This is a genomic window from Mesorhizobium sp. 131-3-5 (assembly GCF_016756575.1).
GTDB classification, from domain to species: domain Bacteria; phylum Pseudomonadota; class Alphaproteobacteria; order Rhizobiales; family Rhizobiaceae; genus Mesorhizobium; species Mesorhizobium jarvisii.
On sequence record NZ_AP023254.1, the window covers coordinates 5,637,011 to 5,654,915 of the forward strand.

Here is a 17,905-nt window from a genome sequence, read left to right on the forward strand (position 1 = left end):
GCGAAAAACCTACGCGGACAGAATCCATGGGATCGTCCGATGGCACTTAAGACGGCTTGCCGACACCGCCGCGCTGCTGTATCGCCAGCTCTGATGTTCACCTTGAGTGAAATTAATCCGCGAAATCCGGGAGCGACATGGCGAAAGACAGTTCCAAGGCCGGGCTTGCCGGTGCCAAGCCGAAGCCCCAGCCAAAGGTCTCGGCGGACGGCAAGACCATCCGCGCACCGCTGACGCAGAACCCACACGCCATCCGCGACACACGCGAGAAAGTTCTGGAGGTGGCTATCGGCCGCGAGGTGCGGGCGTTCCGCAAGAAGCTCGGTATCACCGTCGCCGATCTCGCCGTCGCCACCGACATTTCGCTGGGCATGCTGTCGAAGATCGAGAACGGCATCACCTCGCCGTCGCTGACCACGCTGCAGGCGCTGTCGCGGGCGCTCGGCGTTCCCGTCACCGCCTTCTTCCGCCGCTTCGAGGAGGAGCGCAGCGCTGTCTTCGTCAAGGCCGGCGAAGGCCTGGATGTCGAGCGCCGCGGCACGCGCGCCGGCCACCAGTACAATCTGCTCGGCCATATCGGGTCGAACACCAGCGGTGTCGTCGTCGAACCCTACCTGATCACGCTGACCGAGGATTCGGATGTGTTCCCGACCTTCCAGCACGAGGGCATGGAGTTCCTCTATATGTTGGAGGGCGAAGTCGTTTACCGGCACGGCAGCAACCTCTATCCGATGAAGCCGGGCGACAGCCTGTTCTTCGACGCCGACGCGCCGCACGGCCCGGAGCAGCTGACGAAACTGCCGATGCGGTATCTGTCGATCATCTGCTATCCGCAGAACAGCGCGGGTTAATCGGGCCCAAAACCCGGGCTGGTCGCGCTGCCATCATCCAGCTTCGACAGCCACTCGACCAGCGCCGGCCGGTACCGTGTCAGACCCTTGTAGGTGGCGAGTTCCTCGGGCAGGTCGCGGATGACGCGGTGCAGGCGGCGTGCCCATTTCGGCTGCGTCACCAGCTCGTCCATCTTGATCAGGTAGCAGCGGATCGGGAAGACGATGCCGTTGGAGCGCGGCAGCCGCCAGAAGCTTTGCAGCTCGACGCGCAGATGCACCTTGTCGCCGACATTCTCGGGCGTCACGGTCGTCCGGTCCGGACCCCATTTGTGGTAATTTTCCGGGCTGGTATCGAGGCGCGGATTGATGGTCATCGTCCAGTTGAGGCGCCGCGCCGGCTTGCCCTGCTGGATGTTGGTGAGGAATTTCAGCGCCCGCGTGAAAATCCCCTTCTCATGCGCCAGCGGCACCGGTGCATGCCACTCGAAAAAATTCATGCCGATGTCGAAATCCAGCGACCAGTCGGCCTGGGTGGTGACCATGCCGGCATCCATCCACAGATTGCCGTCGCGCTGATCGAGGATGCAGAAATCGCCCTGGCTCTGGCGGGTGATGTATTCCATCGGCCCGTAAGGCAGGGTCGAGGTGTCGCCGAATGTGAAGGTGTCGTCGATGCCGAGCGGCCGGTTGATCCAGCGCCAACGGTCGCCGTCCCGCGTCAGCGTGAAATGCTCGGGATAGCCCAGCGCCTGCTGTTCCATCAGCAGTTCGAGCAGATCCCAGCCGGCCAGCGTCATATGCGGCAGCGACTGGCAGCGCAGCGGATCCTCGGCGAGCACCAAAGCGCGGTCCTGCATCTCGGCGACGTAGTGCTCGTCGACATCGATCAGATTCTCCAGCACGCTGCCCTTCGGCCCGACGACGTGCGGCTCGATGTTGACCGCATACATGTAGGCGTCTTCATGGAACGGGAACGGGAACCGCCTGATGTGCTCCGGGCTGTTCCTGAAGGTGAAATCGTCGCGGAAGGTTTCCTTGCGAAAGGTGATGCCCAAGCTCGCCTCCTATCTTTCCAGCACCAGCGACCGGCCCTCGAAGCGCGACACGCATGGCATGATCTTGCAGCCCGAGCGGTGGTCTTCCTCGCTCAGCCAGTGGTCGTTGTGGATGAACTTGCCATCGTAAGAGATGACATTGGTTTCGCATTGGCCGCAGACGCCGCCTCGGCAGAGATAGGGCGGATCGACACCGGCGGCCTCGATCGCTTCCAGCAGGCTCTGCTGTTCATCAACGCGGATCGTCTTGCCGCTGACAGCCAGCGTCACATCGAAAGGCAGGCCGGGCTGGGGTGCCGCGAAATGCTCGAAATGCACGGCCTCCGATGGCCAGCCCAAGGCGGCCGCGCGGTCGCGCACCCAGTTGATCATGCCAGCGGGGCCGCAGACATAGAGATGCGTGCCGAGCGGCTGCGTCGACAGCAGCCGGTCGAGATCGATGCGCTCGTCACGGTCGTCATGGTAGAGCCGGATGCGCCTGTCGTAGCGCTCCCGCAGCACGTCGGCATAAGTGCCCAGAGAGGCGGTCCGGCAGGTGTAGTGCAGTTCGAAATTGCCGCCCTCGCCCGCCAGTTGCGCTGTCTGCGCCATGAAGGGCGTGATGCCGATACCGCCGGCCAGCATCAAGTGCTTCTTCGCCCTGAGATCGAGCGAAAACAAATTGACGGGATAGCTTATCACCATCTCCAGGCCCGGCTTGACGGACCGGTGCATGAACAGCGAGCCGCCGCGGCCGACATCGTCGCGGCGCACCGAGATCGTGTATTCGCGCGTGTCGAGCGGCGAACCCATCAGCGAATAGGGATTGAGCCTCGTGCGATCGCCATCGCGCATCTCCACCACGACATGCGCACCGCCGGAAAAGGTCGGCAACAGCTCGCCGTCGCGGCGACGGAAATGGAAGCGGGTGACCAGTTCGTTGACCGGGACGACATCGCTGACGACGACATCGAGCTTGGTGGTGCCGGTGCTCATGGGAAGGCCTCCTCGATTGGAGGGATCTCCGAGCGATCCTCGGCGTTGATGCAGACACCCTGGAAAGCGGCGAGGCGCCGCGAATAGTGATCGCGCACCAGAAGCAGCAGGCCGCAATGCGAACAGGCTGCTGGCTGTGTCGTGACGTTCTCGGTGATGCCCTTGCAGTGCACGCACTGCATGCGCCTGGCCAGCGAGCCGCGATGCTCGGTCTGCATCGAGGTGTGGTCGATACCGGCTTCGAGCGCCACCTGCATGGCCTGGCCGATCAATCCCTCGGTGCCGGCGAGGTAGAGGCGCAGGCCCATATGCGCATTGCCCAGCGTCTGCTTCAGCCTCGGCAGCAGGCTGGCAAAGGATGGCGCGAGATGAAACTGCGCCGGCTTCAGCGCTTCGAGGGTGGCGACGTGTTTGTTGTCCGGACCCGGGATAAAGTCGATTTCGGCGCCATCGAAAAACCCGGCGGGCGCTTTTGCGGCCATATCTGAAATAGCGAGCGCACCTTCGGCATCGGCGATGAAAAGATGATGTTTGCCGGGCTGCGGAGAGAGCGTTCCGTAGACCGGCCGGCTGATGATGCTTTTGGCTGCCATTTAAGTCTTCGTGCCTCGAACCTCTCGCTGTTGAGTATGCCTCAGCCTTTCGCCGTGCGCTTGGTCTTCTTGGGATCGTCGAACGGCAATGGCTGCGCCGTCGCTTTGATCGATCCGCTCTTGTTGCGGATTTCGAGCTCGGTGTCCTTGACCGCGCAGTCGACGTCGAGACGGGCGATACCCATCGATTTCTTGACCAGCGGCGAATACATGGCGCAGGTCACCACGCCGACCTTTTTGCCGTCGCGATAGACCGGCGCGCCCTCGTCGGCCGGCTCCTTGCCGTCGAGCAGCACGCCAAAAATCTTGAAACGCTCCTTGCCCTTCAGGCGGTAATGTTCCTCGGCCCCACGGAAGCCGGTCTTGCCGGGGCTGACGGTGAAGTCGAGGCCGAGTTCCCACAGCGTGTCGCCAGGACCTTCATTCTCGAACGGATATTTTTGCGAATTGTCGTAGGGATAGAACAGCAGGTAGCTTTCGACGCGCAGCATGTCGAGCGTGGTGAAGCGGCAGGGAATGATGCCGACGCTCTTGCCCTCGTCGAGGATCCTGTCCCAGATCGTGCCGGCATCCTGGCCGCGGCAGAAGATTTCGTAGCCGCGCTCGCCGGTATAGCCGGTGCGCGAGATCATGACGGGGAAACCGAACAGCTGCGTCTGCATGTGATGGAAATAGTTGAGGTCGCGAATCCCCGGCACATGCTTGGCCAGATAGTCGACCGCGGTCGGCCCCTGCAGCGACAGATCGTGCAGATTGTCGTCGAAGCGCAGCGAGACATCGCGGCCCATCGCGGCGCGCTGCAATTCCTCATGGCCGGTGCCCGAGCCATGCACGACCATCCAGCTGTTCGGGCCGGTGCGGTAGAGGATGCAGTCGTCGGTGAATTTTCCCGCCTCGTTGAGCATGCAGGCATAGGCCGATTTGCCGGGATAGATCTTTTCGACGTCGCGGGTGGTTGCGAGATCGATGAGATGCGAGGCGTGCGGCCCTGTGATGTGCACCTTCTTCAGGCCCGACACATCCATCAGCCCGGCCTTGGTGCGGATGGCGATGTACTCTTCGTCAGCATCCTTGTCGTAGGTCCAGGCGGTGCCCATGCCGCTCCAGTCTTCGAGCTTCGAACCCAGCGCGCGATGGCGATCCGCCAGGGTCGAAAATCTCCAGGATGCCGTCATCCGATCGTCCTCCGTTCAAAAATCCACTGTTCCCCGCTCCTTGGCTTGAAGGCCGGAGCTTTGGGTTGAATATTGACCGCAAACGCGGGAGGGCCGCAATCCCCTGAAAGCAAATAATTTCATTGTCAGGCAAAATTCATCACCCCAAGCAAACGGTTAACTCAGCGTAAATTCGTCTTGACAATTGCGGTAAACGGCCTGAATTTATGAAAAAAATTTCACTCTCTTGAAAGAGAGCGATGCGCGGTGGATTCGGAACCGGGGCGTCGAAAAAAGGGGAAAAACCGATGTCAGACCTGCAGCAGCGCATCGAGGTGCTGTACCGTTCCGATTTGCGCGGATCCGCGCTGCTGATCATCTGCCTGTGGGCGACGATCCTCTTCGTCCTGTTCATGACGTGGCCATACATCCCGCACGCCGGCATCAAGGCCGTCGTCGCGATCGCCGCTGCAGCCGTGCTGATCTTCAACACGGCCGCGATCCTGGCGATGGTCAAACACTACAAGGAAGACAAGGACTTCATCTACGGCCTCGACATCAAGAACGCCGACGCATCCCGCAACCGCCAGTCCTGAGGGGTACAAGAAATGTCGCGCTATACGCCGCCGGAGCAGAGCAAGGCCGGCCAGGTTTTCGATATCGTCGTCGTTGTGGTCGCCATCTTCGTGGCGTTGTGGCTGCCGCTGAAGCTCGGCCTTGCCGGAGCCGCCAAATCCATCGACGCGCTCGATGCCAAGACCTGGGAAGCGCTTGGCCAGAACCCGACCATGGCCGCCATCTGGGAGAAGCTCGGCTACACGCCCGAGACGGCGCATGACGTCATCCAGAACCGGTTCCACTATGTCATCGACTGGCCGACGCTGATCATCATGGCGGCGGTGCTGATCGGTTATTTCGTCTTCCTGTTCCGAGCCTCCGACCGCGAATATCGCGACGTCATCAACGAAAAATTCGACGACAAGTAAGAGTTCCGAAGACAAGCAATCGGGGACGCACCATGTGGATTTCACTCTCTTACGCATGCTGGGGCATCTCGATCGTGCTCGCGCTGTGGATGCTCTACGACTGGTTCAAGGTCGACACGACCTATTCCGAAGACGTTCTGACCTCGTCACGCGAAGGCGAGCTTGAAGCCGTTTCCGAGAAACACCGGATTTGAGTGGGGACGAACAATGACGACGACCGTACTTGAACCGGCAATTCACGGCGACAGGGTTTCACTGCTGCGGGTGCTCGGCCCATCCCATGTCTGGGCACTCGGCGTCGGCATCGTTCTGGTCGGTGAATTCACCGGCTGGAATTTTTCGGCCGACAAGGGCGGCGCGCTCGCCGCGCTGATCGTCTGCTGGATCGTCGGGCTGCTCTATACCTCGGTCGCCATGATCGATTCCGAGGTAACGTCGACGGTCGCCGCGGCCGGCGGCCAATACGCGCAGGCCAAGCATATTGTCGGGCCGCTGATGGCCTTCAACGTCGCGCTGTTCCTGGTCTTCGCCTACACGATGCTCGAAGTCTCGGACGCGATCCTGCTGGGCGACACCATCGTCGCCAAGGCCGGCGTCGAAGGGCTCACGCACAATTCCTTCATCGCCGCCACCATCGTCGTGCTGGCCTGGCTCAACTATCGCGGCGTGCTGATGACGCTCAACGTCAACTTCGTCATCACCGCAATTGCCTATGTCTCGATCGTCATCCTGTTCTTCTCGGTCAGCCCGTGGACGCAAGGCGCGGTGCTGAAGCTCAACGAGTTGGTGACGCCGGGCAATGCGCTGCCCTATGGCTGGATCGGCGTCATCGCCGCCTTCCAGTTCGGCATCTGGTATTATCTCGGCATCGAAGGCACCACGCAGGCGGCCGAGGAAGTGCGTTCGCCGGCCCGCTCGCTGCCCTACGGCACGATGGCCGGCATGATCACGCTTTTGATCGCCGCCGCCATGACCTGGTATGTCTGCGCCTCGCTGATGCCCTGGGAATATCTCGGCATCACCTATTATCCCTTGTGGGACGCCGGCAAGCTGACCGGCAGCCCGCTGCTGGAAAACCTCTTGTTCATCGCAACGCTGCTGGCGGCGCTGGCCTCCGCCAATGGCTGCATCAACGATGCAGCGCGCGCATGGTTCTCGCTCGGCCGCGACCGCTATCTGCCGAGCTGGTTCTCGGCGGTGCATCCGAAATACCGCACGCCCTACCGCTCGATCCTGTTCCTGCTGCCGATCGCGCTTGCCTTCGCCTTCATTGCCGACCTCAACCAGGCGATCACCTTCTCGATCCTGTCGGGCGTGCTGCAATACACCTTCATGAGCATCAACATCATGATGTTCCGCAAGAAGTGGCCCCTCGGCACGATCCGCCGTGGCTACACGCACCCGTTCCATCCGCTGCCGGCGATCGTGCTGTTCTGCCTTTGCGTGGTGACCTTCTTCGCCATCTTCCTCGGTTTCGGCTCGCAGCTGATCGCGATGACCATCTTCTATTTCCTGATCTCGCTGTGGTTCCATTTCTACCGCTACAAATTCGTGCGGCGCGGCGACCAGTTCACCATGCCGTGGCCGAAACCGCAGGGCTATTGATGGGAGACGGCCCGCCCCGATCCTTGGCGGGCCAGACATGACAAATGTCCGAAGTGACATCAGCACTGCTCGCCGGGGTCATTGTCCTGGCTCTCGTCCTCCATCTTGCGTGGCTGGCGCGGCGCAGCCGCAACAGGGCATTGGCGGCACTCGCCGCCGAGGAGGCCAGCATACGCACCATTGTCGCCGACGCCGCTGATGTTTTGGACGGCACCGCCGGTGTCGTCACCTGGGAAGGCTCGTGGAACGGCCAGCGCGTCCAGTTGCGCACCATCGTAGACACGCTGGCGACACGAAAACTCCCGGCGCGCTGGCTCAGCGTTTCGATCACCGAAAAGGTAGCCGTGCCAGCGACGTTCGACATGATGATGCGGCCGGGCTCGCCGACGACCTTCTCCAATTTCGATCACCTCCAGCATACGCTGCCGAAGGCGCCGGGATTTCCGGCCGAGGCGGTGCTGCGGACCGACCGCCGCGGCACGCGTTTCCCGCAAGGCATCATCGCCGAACATCTGGAACCCTTTTCGGAAGGGCGCGCCAAGGAACTGCTGATCACGCCAAACGGCGTGCGCATCGTGTGGCTGCTGGCCGAGGCCGAACGGGCGCGCTACGGCGTTTTCCGGCAGGCCGCGTTCGGTGAGGCACAGATCGATCCAGCGCTGATCGAGCGGCTGCTCGCCTCGCTCTCGGCACTGCGCGACGCCATCAACCAAAGCGAACGGCAAGCCGCATGACCAGTTTGAATACGCAGCCGGCACCGGTGAGCCCTTATCTCGTCCTCGGCGCGTCAATCGTGCTGCCGGCAAGCGGCCATGTCATTCTGGGCGTGCCGGTGCGCGGGCTGCAGTTCCTTTTCTTCATGGTGATCCTGGCTTGGGTGACCGCCAAGATCGCGCCGCCCGACGCCAGCTTCATCGGCCGTCACGCCGGCGGCTTGCTGATCTATGCGCTATCCATCTTGGACGCCTACAAGCTCGCCCGTATCCGCCATGCCCAATGGGTTCACAATGCCGCGCAGGGCAGTGATAATTCGCAAAGCGGCATTGCGCCACATACGTAACTACAGGAAAATTTTTTTCATATGATTGAATTTGCGGGACTCATCCGATACATCATCTTCTAGCTACAAACGCCGGGAGGCTGACATGTGTGGAATTGTCGGACTGTTTTTAAAGGACAAGTCGCTGGAGCCGAAGCTCGGCGCGATGCTGTCGGAGATGCTGGTATCGCTCAGTGACCGCGGGCCCGACAGCGCAGGCATCGCCATCTATGGCGCGCCTTCCAGCAATGAGGCCAAGATCACCATCCAGTCGGCGAAGCCCGCGCGCGATTTTCGCGACCTCGATACCGAGCTTGCCAAGGCCATCGGTGCGCCCGTGAGCATTGCGGTGAAGTCGACCCATGCCGTTGTCAGGACCGCGCCTGCCAAGATCGACGAAGCGCGCGAGGCGATCCAGGCGCTGCGCCCCGACATCCGCATCATGGGCGCCGGCGACGTCGTCGAGATCTACAAGGAAGTCGGACTGCCGGAGGCGGTTGTCGATCGCTTCGACGTCCGCAAGATGAGCGGCACGCATGGTATCGGCCACACCCGCATGGCGACGGAATCCGCGGTGACGACGATGGGCGCGCATCCCTTCTCGACCGGCGCCGACCAGTGCCTGGTGCACAATGGCTCGCTCTCCAACCACAACAATGTCCGCCGCGAGCTGATCCGTGAGGGCATGAAATTCGAGACCGAGAACGATACCGAGGTCGCGGCCGCCTATCTCTCCTCGCAGATGGCGCATGGCAAGAACCTCGGCGAAGCGCTGGAAGGCACGCTTTCGGACCTCGACGGCTTCTTCACCTTCGTCGTCGGCACCAAGAACGGTTTTGGCGTGGTGCGCGACCCGATCGCCTGCAAGCCCGCCGTCATGGCCGAAACCGACCAGTATGTCGCCTTCGGCTCGGAATATCGCGCGCTGACCAAACTGCCCGGCATAGACAATGCGAGGGTCTGGGAACCGGAACCCGCAACCGTCTATTTCTGGGAGCATTGAGTTCATGCCGGCAACCAAACTTTCAAAGGCGGCGTCGCACGATCAGGCCTCCCGGATCTTCGATCTCGATGTGTCGTCGCTGCGCGAGCTTAACCAGGCGCTGCACAATCTGACGCCCGGTTCCAACGAAACGGCGTGGGAAGTGCTGCATCCAAAGGGCAGCCATTCGGTCGCCGTCGGCGTCGACCAGCCCATCACCATCGATGTGCGCGGCAGCGTCGGCTACTACTGCGGCGGTATGAATTCCGGCAGCACCATCACCGTGCACGGCTCGGCCGGACCCGGCGTCGGCGAGAATATGATGTCGGGCTCGATCATCGTGAAAGGCGACGCCAGCCAATATGCCGGCGCCACCGGCAAGGGCGGCCTGCTGGTCATCGAGGGCAATGCCTCGTCGCGCTGCGGCATCTCGATGAAAGGCATCGATATCGTCGTGCACGGTAATATCGGCCACATGTCGGCCTTCATGGCGCAGTCCGGCAATCTGGTGGTGCTAGGTGATGCCGGCGATGCGCTGGGCGACTCCATCTACGAGGCGCGGCTGTTCGTGCGCGGCAAGGTCGACAGCCTCGGCGCCGACTGCATCGCCAAGGAGATGCGGGCCGAACACCTGGAACTGCTTCAGGGGCTGCTCGACCGCGCCGGCGTCACCGGCGTCAAGCCATCGGAGTTCAAGCGCTACGGCTCGGCGCGCACCCTCTACAATTTCAATATCGACAACGCCGACGCGTATTGAGGCAGCATGACCTATCGCAACCCGCCGACGACGCCGCGCAAATCCGCGACCTTCGACGACTACACGCTTTCCGAAATCCGCCGTGCCGCGGCGACCGGCATCTATGACATCCGGGGCGCCGGCGCCAAGCGCAAGCTGCCGCATTTCGACGACCTGCTGTTCCTCGGCGCCTCAATCTCGCGCTATCCGCTCGAAGGTTATCGCGAGCGCTGCGACACATCAGTAGTGCTCGGCTCGCGCCATGCCAAGAAGCCGATCGAGTTGAAGATACCGATCACCATTGCCGGCATGAGCTTTGGTTCGCTCTCCGGCCCGGCCAAGGAAGCGCTCGGACGCGGCGCGACCCTGGCGGGCACCTCGACCACCACGGGCGACGGCGGCATGACCGAGGAAGAGCGCGGCCATTCCAAGCAGCTGGTCTATCAATATCTGCCGTCACGCTATGGCATGAATTTGCGCGACCTGCGCCGCGCCGATGCGATCGAGGTGGTTGTCGGCCAGGGCGCCAAGCCCGGCGGCGGCGGCATGCTGCTCGGCCAGAAGATTTCCGACCGCGTCGCCGAAATGCGCACCCTGCCCAAGGGCATCGACCAGCGCTCGGCCTCGCGCCATCCCGACTGGACCGGCCCGGACGATCTCGAGATCAAGATCCTCGAACTGCGCGAAATCACCGACTGGGAGAAGCCGATCTACGTCAAGGTCGGCGGCGCCCGCCCCTATTACGATACCGCGCTTGCGGTGAAGGCCGGCGCCGATGTCGTCGTCGTCGACGGCATGCAGGGCGGCACGGCGGCAACGCAGGAAGTGTTCATCGAGAATGTCGGCCAGCCGACGCTCGCCTGCATAAGGCCCGCGGTGCAGGCGCTGCAGGATCTCGGCATGCACCGCAAGGTGCAGCTGATCGTCTCCGGCGGCATCCGCAACGGCGCCGATGTCGCCAAGGCGCTTGCACTCGGCGTCGATGCGGTCTCGATCGGCACGGCTGCTCTCGTCGCGCTCGGCGACAACGATCCCCGCTGGGAGGCGGAGTACAACGAACTCGGCACCACGGCCGGCGCCTATGATGACTGGCATGAAGGCCGCGATCCCGCCGGCATCACCACACAGGACCCGGAGCTGATGAAGCGGGTCGATCCGATCGCTGCTGGACGGCGGCTCGCCAACTACCTCAAGGTGATGACGCTTGAGGCGCAGACGATTGCGCGGGCCTGCGGCAAGAACAGCCTGCACAATCTCGAACCCGAGGATCTCGTCGCCCTGACGATCGAGGCAGCCGCCATGGCCGGCGTGCCGCTCGCCGGCACCAACTGGATACCGGGGAAGAACGGCTTCTAAAACAGCATCCAAATACCATAAACGAGGAACTATAATGGGGAACGATCTCGCCGCTTTCGCCAAAAAGAACGGCGTCAAATATTTCATGATTTCATACACCGACCTGTTCGGTGGCCAGCGCGCCAAGCTGGTGCCGGCGCAGGCGATATCAGACATGCAGAAGGATGGCGCCGGCTTTGCCGGCTTCGCCACCTGGCTCGACCTGACGCCGGCGCATCCCGACATGCTCGCGGTGCCGGATCCGGACTCGGTCATCCAGTTGCCATGGAAAAAGGAAGTGGCCTGGGTCGCCGCCAACTGCATCATGGACGACAAGGAGGTCGACCAGACGCCGCGCAACACATTGCGGCGGCTGATCGCGGAGGCGGCCGGCGACGGCATGCATGTCAAGACCGGCGTCGAGGCCGAGTTCTTCCTGATCTCGCCGGACGGCAGCGTCATCTCTGACCAATACGACACGGCCTCGAAGCCCTGCTACGACCAGCAGGCGGTGATGCGACGCTACGACGTCATCGCCGAGATCTGCGACCACATGCTGGAACTCGGCTGGGGCCCCTACCAGAACGACCATGAGGACGCCAACGGCCAGTTCGAGATGAACTGGGCCTTCGACGACGTGCTCGCCACCGCCGACAAGCACTCCTTCTTCAAATTCATGGTCAAGTCGGTGGCCGAGAAGCACGGCCTGCGGGCCACCTTCATGCCGAAACCCTTCCAGGGCCTGACCGGCAATGGCTGCCATGCCCACATCTCGGTGTGGGACAAGGCGGGCAAGACCAATGTCTTCGCCGACAATTCGATGGAGCTCGGCCTATCGGCCAAGGGCAAGCACTTCCTCGGCGGCATCATGAAGCATGCCTCCGCACTCGCCGCGATCACCAACCCGACGGTCAATTCCTACAAGCGCATCAATGCCCCGCGCACGATTTCCGGCGCCACCTGGGCGCCGAACACGGTGACGTGGACCGGCAACAACCGCACCCACATGGTGCGCGTGCCGGGCCCCGGCCGCTTCGAGCTGCGCCTGCCCGATGGTGCGGCAAACCCCTATCTCTTGCAGGCCGTGATCATTGCCGCCGGCCTCGACGGCATCCGCTCCAAGGCCGATCCCGGCAAGCGCTACGACATCGACATGTACCAGCACGGCCACACGGTGAAGGGCGCGCCGAAACTGCCACTCAACCTGCTCGACGCACTGCGCGAGTTCGACAAGGACAAATCACTCAAGGCGGCGCTGGGTGAGGAATTCTCGTCGGCATACCTAAAGCTGAAGCACCAGGAATGGAATTCCTATGCTTCGCACTTCACGCAATGGGAGCGCGACCACACGCTGGATATCTAGGCGCATCGGACCGAAAAGTGTCACACGGTTTTCGGGCAAATCCGATGCGTCAAGAAAATTCCCTGCCGGTGCGAGCGACCTCGGAATGAACTGATGAAATACTCGATCTTCTCGCTCGCCCGCGCCGCCTTGTCCGGCCACAAGAACTGGCAGCGCACCTGGCGCGACGCCACGCCGAAAGATCGCTACGACGTAGTGATCATCGGCGGTGGCGGCCATGGCCTGGCCACCGCCTGGTTCCTGGCCAGCGAGTACGGCATCAGGAATGTCGCGGTGCTGGAAAAAGGCTGGATCGGCTCCGGCAATGCCGGCCGCAACACCACAATCATCCGCTCCAATTACGGCCTGCCCGGCAATACCGGCTTCTACGAATTGTCGATGAAGCTGTGGGAGCGGATGGAGCAAGACCTCAACTACAATGCGATGGTCAGCCAGCGCGGCGTCATCAACCTCTACCATTCCGACGCGCAGCGCGACGCCTATGCGCGGCGAGGCAACACCATGCGCATTAACGGCATCGACGCCGAACTGCTCGACCTCGCGGCGGTCAAGAAGATGATGCCGTTCCTGAACTTCGACAATGCGCGTTTCCCCGTGCAAGGCGGGCTGTTGCAGCGGCGCGGCGGCACGGCGCGGCACGATGCCGTGGTCTGGGGCTATGCCCATGCGGCGAGCGAGCTCGGCGTCGACATCATCCAGAATTGCGAGGTGACCGGCTTTGTCAGGGATGCCAACGGCAAGGTGAGCGGCGTGGAAACCTCGCGCGGCAGGATCGGCGCCGGCAAGGTCGGCATGGCGGTCGCCGGCTCCTCGTCGCGCGTCGCTGATATGGCGGGCCTGCGCCTGCCGATCGAAAGCCACGTGCTGCAGGCCTTCGTCTCCGAGGCGATCAAGCCGCTGATCCCCAACGTCATGACCTTCGGCGCCGGCCATTTCTATGTCAGCCAGTCGGATAAGGGCGGCCTTGTCTTCGGCGGCGACATTGACGGCTACAATTCCTACGCCCAGCGCGGCAATCTGCCTGTGATGGAGGATGTCTGCGAGGGCGGCATGGCGCTGATGCCGATGATCGGGCGCGTGCGGCTTTTGCGCCAGTGGGGCGGCATCATGGACATGTCGATGGACGGCTCGCCGATCATCGACAAGACGCCAGTTGAAGGCCTCTATCTCAACGCCGGCTGGTGCTATGGCGGCTTCAAGGCGACGCCCGGCTCAGGCTTCGTCTTTGCCCATCTTCTGGCCCGCGACACGCCGCATGAAGAGGCTGCACGGTTCCGCCTCGACCGGTTCCGGACTGGCGCCATGATCGACGAAAAGGGCCAGGGCGCCCAACCGAACCTGCACTGAGGACGGCCGGAAAATCATGCGCATTGTCTGTCCCTTCTGCGGCGAACGCGAACTCGGCGAGTTCACCTATCTCGGCGACGCCAAACCGGTGCGGCCGGCGGCGGATGCCGGTGAGGAAGCGGTCTACGACTATGTCTATCTGCGCGACAATGTCGCCGGCGTGATGAGCGAGAACTGGTATCACGGCGGCGGCTGCCGGGCATGGCTGAAGGTCACCCGCAACACGCTGACGCATGAGATTTCTGCGGTCGAGCCGGCTGCGGGCGCCGGTGCGGCGAAGGTCGGCGCGTGATGGCCGGCGCGCAGACAAACCGGTTGGGCAATGGCGGTCTCATCGACCGTTCCGCGCCACTGAACTTCCGCTTCGACGGCAAGACTTTCTCCGGCTTCCAGGGCGACACGCTGGCCTCAGCGCTGATCGCCAATGGCGTCAAGCTGGTCGGCCGCTCGTTCAAATACCATCGCCCGCGTGGCATCCTGACCGCGGGTTCGGAAGAACCCAACGCGCTGGTCGAACTGCGCACCGGCGCACGGCGCGAGCCGAACACCAAGGCGACGACGGCCGAACTCTATGAGGGGCTCGAGGCCGCCAGCCAGAATCGCTGGCCGTCGCTGCGCTTCGACGTGATGTCGGTGAACCAGCTGTTCGCGCCGATCTTCGTCGCCGGCTTCTACTACAAGACCTTCATGTGGCCGGCGAAGTTCTGGGAAGCCATCTATGAGCCGGCGATCCGCCGCGCCGCCGGCCTCGGCCGCGCTGCGGGCGTCGCCGATCCCGACCACTACGACAAGGCCTGGGCGCATTGCGATGTGCTGATCGCCGGGTCCGGTCCGGCCGGTCTGGCGGCGGCGTTGGCCGCCGGCCGCAGCGGCGCCCGCGTCATCCTGTGCGAAGAGGATTTTGCGTTCGGCGGCCGCCTGCTGTCGGATGGCGGCACGATCGATGGCCTGCCGGCCGCCGAATGGCTGTCGCGGACGCTGGCCGAACTGGCGGCAATGCCCGATGTCCGCCTCATGACCCGCACGACGCTGTTCGGCGTCTATGACGGCGGCACCTATGGCGCGCTGGAGCGGGTCAACGACCACCTGCCCTCGCCACCCGAACATCAGGTGCGCCAGCGGATGTGGCGCATCGTGGCCAAGCGCTGCGTGGTCGCGGCCGGCGCCCTCGAGCGACCGATCGTCTTTGCCGGCAACGACACCCCCGGCGTGATGATGGCTTCGGCAATGCGAACCTATGTCGGACGCTATGCCGCCGCTCCTGCAAAGCGCATCGCGCTGTTCACCAACAATGAGGATGGCTGGCGCACGGTCGAGACAGCACTCGGCGCGGGATTGCAAATCGCGGCGGTGATCGACGCGCGGCCTGACGTGTCGCCCGCACATCGCTCGCTCGCCTCCAAGGGTGGCTTCCCGGTGCTGCACGGCTCCGTGACCGGCGTCGATGGCGGCAAGGACGGCGTCAAAAAGATCGCGGTGTCGCTGACCGGCGGCGCACGCGCCGAAGTCGAGGCCGACGGGCTGGCGGTTTCCGGCGGCTGGAACCCGGCGGTCGGGCTCACCTCCTATCATCGCGGCCGGCCGAAATGGCGCGACGACATCGCCGCCTTCGTGCCCGACGGCGCGCCTCCCGGCATGGTCGCGGCGGGCGCCGCCAACGGCGATTTCGGACTTGGCGTCTGCCTCGCCCAAGGGTTTGCCGCCGGCGCGGCCGCGGCACACGATGCCGGACACAATGGCAAGGCAGGCACCGCGCCTGTCGCCGACGACGAAGCCTTTTCGCTGACGCCGCTCTGGCACGTCACCGGCAAGGGCAAGGCCTTCGTCGACTACCAGCACGATGTCACCGCCTCCGACATCGAACTGGCTCAGCGCGAGGGTTTTGAATCGGTCGAGCATCTGAAGCGCTACACCACGCTCGGCATGGCGACCGACCAGGGCAAGACGTCCAACGTCGCCGGCCTCGCCATCATGGCTGCGGTGACCGGCAAGTCCATTCCTGAGACCGGCACCACCATCTACCGGCCGCCTTACGTGCCGGTCGCCATCGGCGCCTTTGCCGGCCATCATCGCGACGAGACCTTTCATGCGACGCGGCTGACGCCGTCGCATCACTGGGCCGCCGAACAGGGTGCTGTTTTCGTTGACACAGGACTCTGGAAGCGGGCTCAGTGGTACCCCCGCGCCGGCGAGAAGGACTGGCTGGAATCGGTGACGCGCGAGGTCAAGGCGGTGCGAAGCGGCGTCGGTTTCTGCGATGTCTCGACACTCGGCAAGATCGACGTGCTTGGCCCGGATGCCGGCGCCTTCCTCGACCGCGTCTACATCAACACCTTCTCCAACCTCGCGGTCGGCAAGGCGCGCTATGGGCTGATGCTGCGGGAAGACGGCATCGTCTATGATGACGGCACGACGTCACGGTTGGCCGAAGATCATTATTTCCTGACCACCACCACGGCCAAGGCCGGGCTGGTGATGCAGCATCTCGAATTCTGCCGGCAGGTGCTGTTTCCCGAGCTCGACGTGCAACTGACCTCGGTCTCCGACCAGTGGGCGCAATTCTCGATCGCCGGGCCGAAGACCCGCGATCTGCTGAAGGAGATCGTCGACCCGGCGGAGGACCTCTCCAACGAAGGTTTTCCGTTCATGGGCGCGCGCGAAGTCGCCTTGCGCGGCGGCATCAAGGCAAGGCTGTTCCGCATCTCCTTCTCCGGCGAGATGGCCTTCGAGATTTCGGTTCCGGCACGCTACGGCGACGCGATGGCGCGCAATCTGATGCTGGCCGGCAAACCGTTCGGCGTCACGCCTTACGGCACCGAAGCGCTTGGCGTCATGCGCATCGAAAAGGGTCACATAGCCGGACCGGAACTGAGCGGCACGACGACGGCCGCCGATCTTGGCCTAGGCAAGATGATTTCGACCAAGAAGGACTTTATCGGCCGCGTCATGGCCGGCCGCGAGGCGCTGGCCGCGCCGGACCGGCAGGTCGTGGTCGGCATCAAGCCGACGGACAGAGCGCGCCGGCTGCGCTCGGGCGCGCACATCATCCCGAAGGGGCAGACGCCCGGACCAGGCAACGACCAGGGCTATGTCACCTCGGTCTGCTTCTCGCCGACATCAGACCAGTGGATCGGGCTCGCGCTTGTCGAGCGCGGACGCGAGCGCATCGGCGAGATCGTCCATGCGCATGACCCGATACGCGGCGAGGACTATGACGTCGAGCTCTGCAATCCCGTTTTCTACGATCCGGATGGAGGGCGCCAGCGTGGCTGAGTTTTCCTGGGACGTTCGCAGTCCGCTCGATCGCGTGCTCGCGGTGGGGCGGTATGGCGCGCATGGCGATGCCGGCGTGACGCTGACCGAGATCCGCAATTTCGACCTCGTCCAGGTGATGGCGCGGCGCGGCAAGACGGCGGAGCTGGCCAAGGCCGCCAAAGGTCGCTTTGGTGTTGCCGCTCCAGAAACGCCGAAGGCGGTCGGCACGGCTGATGCCACGCTGATCTGGTCGGGACCGGATCAGTTTTTCATTCTGTCGAAGGGACGCAAGCACGCGATGGCGGCGCTCGCTCCTCTCCGTGCTGGATCGGCTTCACTGTCCGACCAATCGCATGCGCGGGTGCTGATCGCCGTCTCCGGCGCCAAGGCGCGAGCGATGTTGGCCAAGATGTCGTCTATCGATCTGCATCCCAGTGTGTTTGCTGTCGGTGCGGCGGCGGCCACGTCGATGGATCACACCAGTGTCACGATGTGGCGCGGAAATGATCAGGCAGATGGGCAGGCTGTGTTCAACGTGCTGGTGTTCGCGACTTTCGCCGAAAGCCTATGGCACACGATGCTGGATTCGGCTGCTGAGTATGGCGTGGTTGTCGGGCATTCAGAAGATTTGGCGTAGCGCTCGTGCG

The 17,905-nt window shown here is 63.3% G+C and carries 19 protein-coding genes; 15 read left to right on the forward strand and 4 right to left on the reverse strand.

Annotated elements, in window-relative coordinates; all coding sequences use genetic code 11:
* Window positions 1-137: 137 nt before the first annotated feature.
* Window positions 138-851, forward strand: a complete 714-nt coding sequence (locus JG747_RS27715) for a helix-turn-helix domain-containing protein (RefSeq protein WP_064983208.1) — start codon at window positions 138-140, stop codon at window positions 849-851.
* Here the strand turns inward: JG747_RS27715 and JG747_RS27720 are convergent.
* The 4 genes from JG747_RS27720 to JG747_RS27735 are packed head-to-tail and all read right to left on the reverse strand — an operon-like array spanning window position 848 to window position 4,631.
* Window positions 848-1,888 (reverse strand): heme-dependent oxidative N-demethylase family protein, encoded by a 1,041-nt coding sequence (locus JG747_RS27720; protein ID WP_202360446.1) that lies wholly within the window; start codon window positions 1,886-1,888, stop codon window positions 848-850. The two genes, JG747_RS27715 and JG747_RS27720, sit on opposite strands and share 4 nt — an antisense overlap.
* A gap of 9 nt (window positions 1,889-1,897) precedes the next feature.
* Window positions 1,898-2,863 carry a PDR/VanB family oxidoreductase gene (locus JG747_RS27725; RefSeq protein WP_010914761.1) on the reverse strand — a complete coding sequence of 322 codons (966 nt, stop codon included), beginning with the start codon at window positions 2,861-2,863 and terminating at the stop codon, window positions 1,898-1,900.
* Window positions 2,860-3,456 carry a dimethylamine monooxygenase subunit DmmA family protein gene (locus JG747_RS27730; RefSeq protein WP_202360447.1) on the reverse strand — a complete coding sequence of 199 codons (597 nt, stop codon included), beginning with the start codon at window positions 3,454-3,456 and terminating at the stop codon, window positions 2,860-2,862. Before JG747_RS27730 ends, JG747_RS27725 begins: the two co-directional genes overlap by 4 nt.
* A gap of 41 nt (window positions 3,457-3,497) precedes the next feature.
* On the reverse strand, window positions 3,498-4,631 hold the full coding sequence (locus tag JG747_RS27735; RefSeq protein WP_038645279.1) for an aminomethyltransferase family protein: 1,134 nt from the start codon (window positions 4,629-4,631) through the stop codon (window positions 3,498-3,500).
* A gap of 287 nt (window positions 4,632-4,918) precedes the next feature.
* Between JG747_RS27735 and JG747_RS27740 the strand changes: the two genes are divergently transcribed.
* From JG747_RS27740 to JG747_RS27805, 14 genes are all read left to right on the forward strand, one after another.
* Window positions 4,919-5,206, forward strand: a complete 288-nt coding sequence (locus JG747_RS27740; protein ID WP_027046594.1) for a hypothetical protein — start codon at window positions 4,919-4,921, stop codon at window positions 5,204-5,206.
* Window positions 5,207-5,218: 12 nt separating this feature from the next.
* Window positions 5,219-5,596 (forward strand): hypothetical protein, encoded by a 378-nt coding sequence (locus JG747_RS27745; protein WP_019856864.1) that lies wholly within the window; start codon window positions 5,219-5,221, stop codon window positions 5,594-5,596.
* Window positions 5,597-5,628: 32 nt separating this feature from the next.
* On the forward strand, window positions 5,629-5,790 hold the full coding sequence (locus JG747_RS27750) for a hypothetical protein (RefSeq protein WP_019856863.1): 162 nt from the start codon (window positions 5,629-5,631) through the stop codon (window positions 5,788-5,790).
* A 13-nt stretch (window positions 5,791-5,803) separates the two neighbouring features.
* Entirely contained in the window at window positions 5,804-7,201 is a 1,398-nt protein-coding gene (locus JG747_RS27755) for an APC family permease (RefSeq protein ID WP_202360448.1), read from the forward strand.
* 44 nt (window positions 7,202-7,245) lie between these two features.
* Entirely contained in the window at window positions 7,246-7,935 is a 690-nt protein-coding gene (locus JG747_RS27760; RefSeq protein ID WP_202360449.1) for a hypothetical protein, read from the forward strand.
* Window positions 7,932-8,261, forward strand: a complete 330-nt coding sequence (locus tag JG747_RS27765) for a hypothetical protein (protein WP_019856860.1) — start codon at window positions 7,932-7,934, stop codon at window positions 8,259-8,261. Before JG747_RS27760 ends, JG747_RS27765 begins: the two co-directional genes overlap by 4 nt.
* An 85-nt stretch (window positions 8,262-8,346) precedes the next feature.
* A complete protein-coding gene (locus JG747_RS27770) occupies window positions 8,347-9,243 on the forward strand; it encodes a class II glutamine amidotransferase (RefSeq protein WP_019856859.1) in 897 nt (298 codons plus the stop codon).
* 4 nt (window positions 9,244-9,247) lie between these two features.
* Window positions 9,248-9,979 carry a GltB/FmdC/FwdC-like GXGXG domain-containing protein gene (locus JG747_RS27775; RefSeq protein WP_202360450.1) on the forward strand — a complete coding sequence of 244 codons (732 nt, stop codon included), beginning with the start codon at window positions 9,248-9,250 and terminating at the stop codon, window positions 9,977-9,979.
* Window positions 9,980-9,985: 6 nt separating this feature from the next.
* Window positions 9,986-11,314 carry an FMN-binding glutamate synthase family protein gene (locus JG747_RS27780; RefSeq protein ID WP_019856857.1) on the forward strand — a complete coding sequence of 443 codons (1,329 nt, stop codon included), beginning with the start codon at window positions 9,986-9,988 and terminating at the stop codon, window positions 11,312-11,314.
* 34 nt (window positions 11,315-11,348) lie between these two features.
* Window positions 11,349-12,656 carry a type III glutamate--ammonia ligase gene (gene glnT, locus JG747_RS27785; RefSeq protein WP_019856856.1) on the forward strand — a complete coding sequence of 436 codons (1,308 nt, stop codon included), beginning with the start codon at window positions 11,349-11,351 and terminating at the stop codon, window positions 12,654-12,656.
* A gap of 93 nt (window positions 12,657-12,749) precedes the next feature.
* Window positions 12,750-14,003 (forward strand): sarcosine oxidase subunit beta family protein, encoded by a 1,254-nt coding sequence (locus JG747_RS27790; protein ID WP_038645276.1) that lies wholly within the window; start codon window positions 12,750-12,752, stop codon window positions 14,001-14,003.
* A 16-nt stretch (window positions 14,004-14,019) separates the two neighbouring features.
* The gene (locus tag JG747_RS27795; protein ID WP_038645274.1) at window positions 14,020-14,295 is read left to right on the forward strand and encodes a sarcosine oxidase subunit delta; all 276 of its coding nucleotides are present in this window, start codon (window positions 14,020-14,022) and stop codon (window positions 14,293-14,295) included.
* A complete protein-coding gene (locus JG747_RS27800) occupies window positions 14,295-17,276 on the forward strand; it encodes a sarcosine oxidase subunit alpha (RefSeq protein WP_202360451.1) in 2,982 nt (993 codons plus the stop codon). Before JG747_RS27795 ends, JG747_RS27800 begins: the two co-directional genes overlap by 1 nt.
* Window positions 17,269-17,895, forward strand: coding sequence for a sarcosine oxidase subunit gamma (locus tag JG747_RS27805; RefSeq protein ID WP_244748245.1), 627 nt, complete (start codon window positions 17,269-17,271; stop codon window positions 17,893-17,895). The genes JG747_RS27800 and JG747_RS27805 overlap by 8 nt, the downstream gene beginning before the upstream one ends.
* The last annotated feature ends 10 nt before the right edge of the window (window positions 17,896-17,905 follow it).

What these genes read in the sequence shown, in the direction of transcription:
- JG747_RS27715 (WP_064983208.1), top strand. Translation starts at nt 138, where the DNA reads ATGGCGAAAGACAGTTCCAAGGCCGGGCTTGCCGGTGCCAAGCCGAAG.
- JG747_RS27725 (WP_010914761.1), bottom strand. Translation starts at nt 2,863, where the DNA reads ATGAGCACCGGCACCACCAAGCTCGATGTCGTCGTCAGCGATGTCGTC.
- JG747_RS27730 (WP_202360447.1), bottom strand. Translation starts at nt 3,456, where the DNA reads ATGGCAGCCAAAAGCATCATCAGCCGGCCGGTCTACGGAACGCTCTCT.
- JG747_RS27735 (WP_038645279.1), bottom strand. Translation starts at nt 4,631, where the DNA reads ATGACGGCATCCTGGAGATTTTCGACCCTGGCGGATCGCCATCGCGCG.
- JG747_RS27740 (WP_027046594.1), top strand. Translation starts at nt 4,919, where the DNA reads ATGTCAGACCTGCAGCAGCGCATCGAGGTGCTGTACCGTTCCGATTTG.
- JG747_RS27745 (WP_019856864.1), top strand. Translation starts at nt 5,219, where the DNA reads ATGTCGCGCTATACGCCGCCGGAGCAGAGCAAGGCCGGCCAGGTTTTC.
- JG747_RS27750 (WP_019856863.1), top strand. Translation starts at nt 5,629, where the DNA reads ATGTGGATTTCACTCTCTTACGCATGCTGGGGCATCTCGATCGTGCTC.
- JG747_RS27755 (WP_202360448.1), top strand. Translation starts at nt 5,804, where the DNA reads ATGACGACGACCGTACTTGAACCGGCAATTCACGGCGACAGGGTTTCA.
- JG747_RS27760 (WP_202360449.1), top strand. Translation starts at nt 7,246, where the DNA reads ATGTCCGAAGTGACATCAGCACTGCTCGCCGGGGTCATTGTCCTGGCT.
- JG747_RS27765 (WP_019856860.1), top strand. Translation starts at nt 7,932, where the DNA reads ATGACCAGTTTGAATACGCAGCCGGCACCGGTGAGCCCTTATCTCGTC.
- JG747_RS27770 (WP_019856859.1), top strand. Translation starts at nt 8,347, where the DNA reads ATGTGTGGAATTGTCGGACTGTTTTTAAAGGACAAGTCGCTGGAGCCG.
- JG747_RS27775 (WP_202360450.1), top strand. Translation starts at nt 9,248, where the DNA reads ATGCCGGCAACCAAACTTTCAAAGGCGGCGTCGCACGATCAGGCCTCC.
- JG747_RS27780 (WP_019856857.1), top strand. Translation starts at nt 9,986, where the DNA reads ATGACCTATCGCAACCCGCCGACGACGCCGCGCAAATCCGCGACCTTC.
- glnT (WP_019856856.1), top strand. Translation starts at nt 11,349, where the DNA reads ATGGGGAACGATCTCGCCGCTTTCGCCAAAAAGAACGGCGTCAAATAT.
- JG747_RS27790 (WP_038645276.1), top strand. Translation starts at nt 12,750, where the DNA reads ATGAAATACTCGATCTTCTCGCTCGCCCGCGCCGCCTTGTCCGGCCAC.
- JG747_RS27795 (WP_038645274.1), top strand. Translation starts at nt 14,020, where the DNA reads ATGCGCATTGTCTGTCCCTTCTGCGGCGAACGCGAACTCGGCGAGTTC.
- JG747_RS27800 (WP_202360451.1), top strand. Translation starts at nt 14,295, where the DNA reads ATGGCCGGCGCGCAGACAAACCGGTTGGGCAATGGCGGTCTCATCGAC.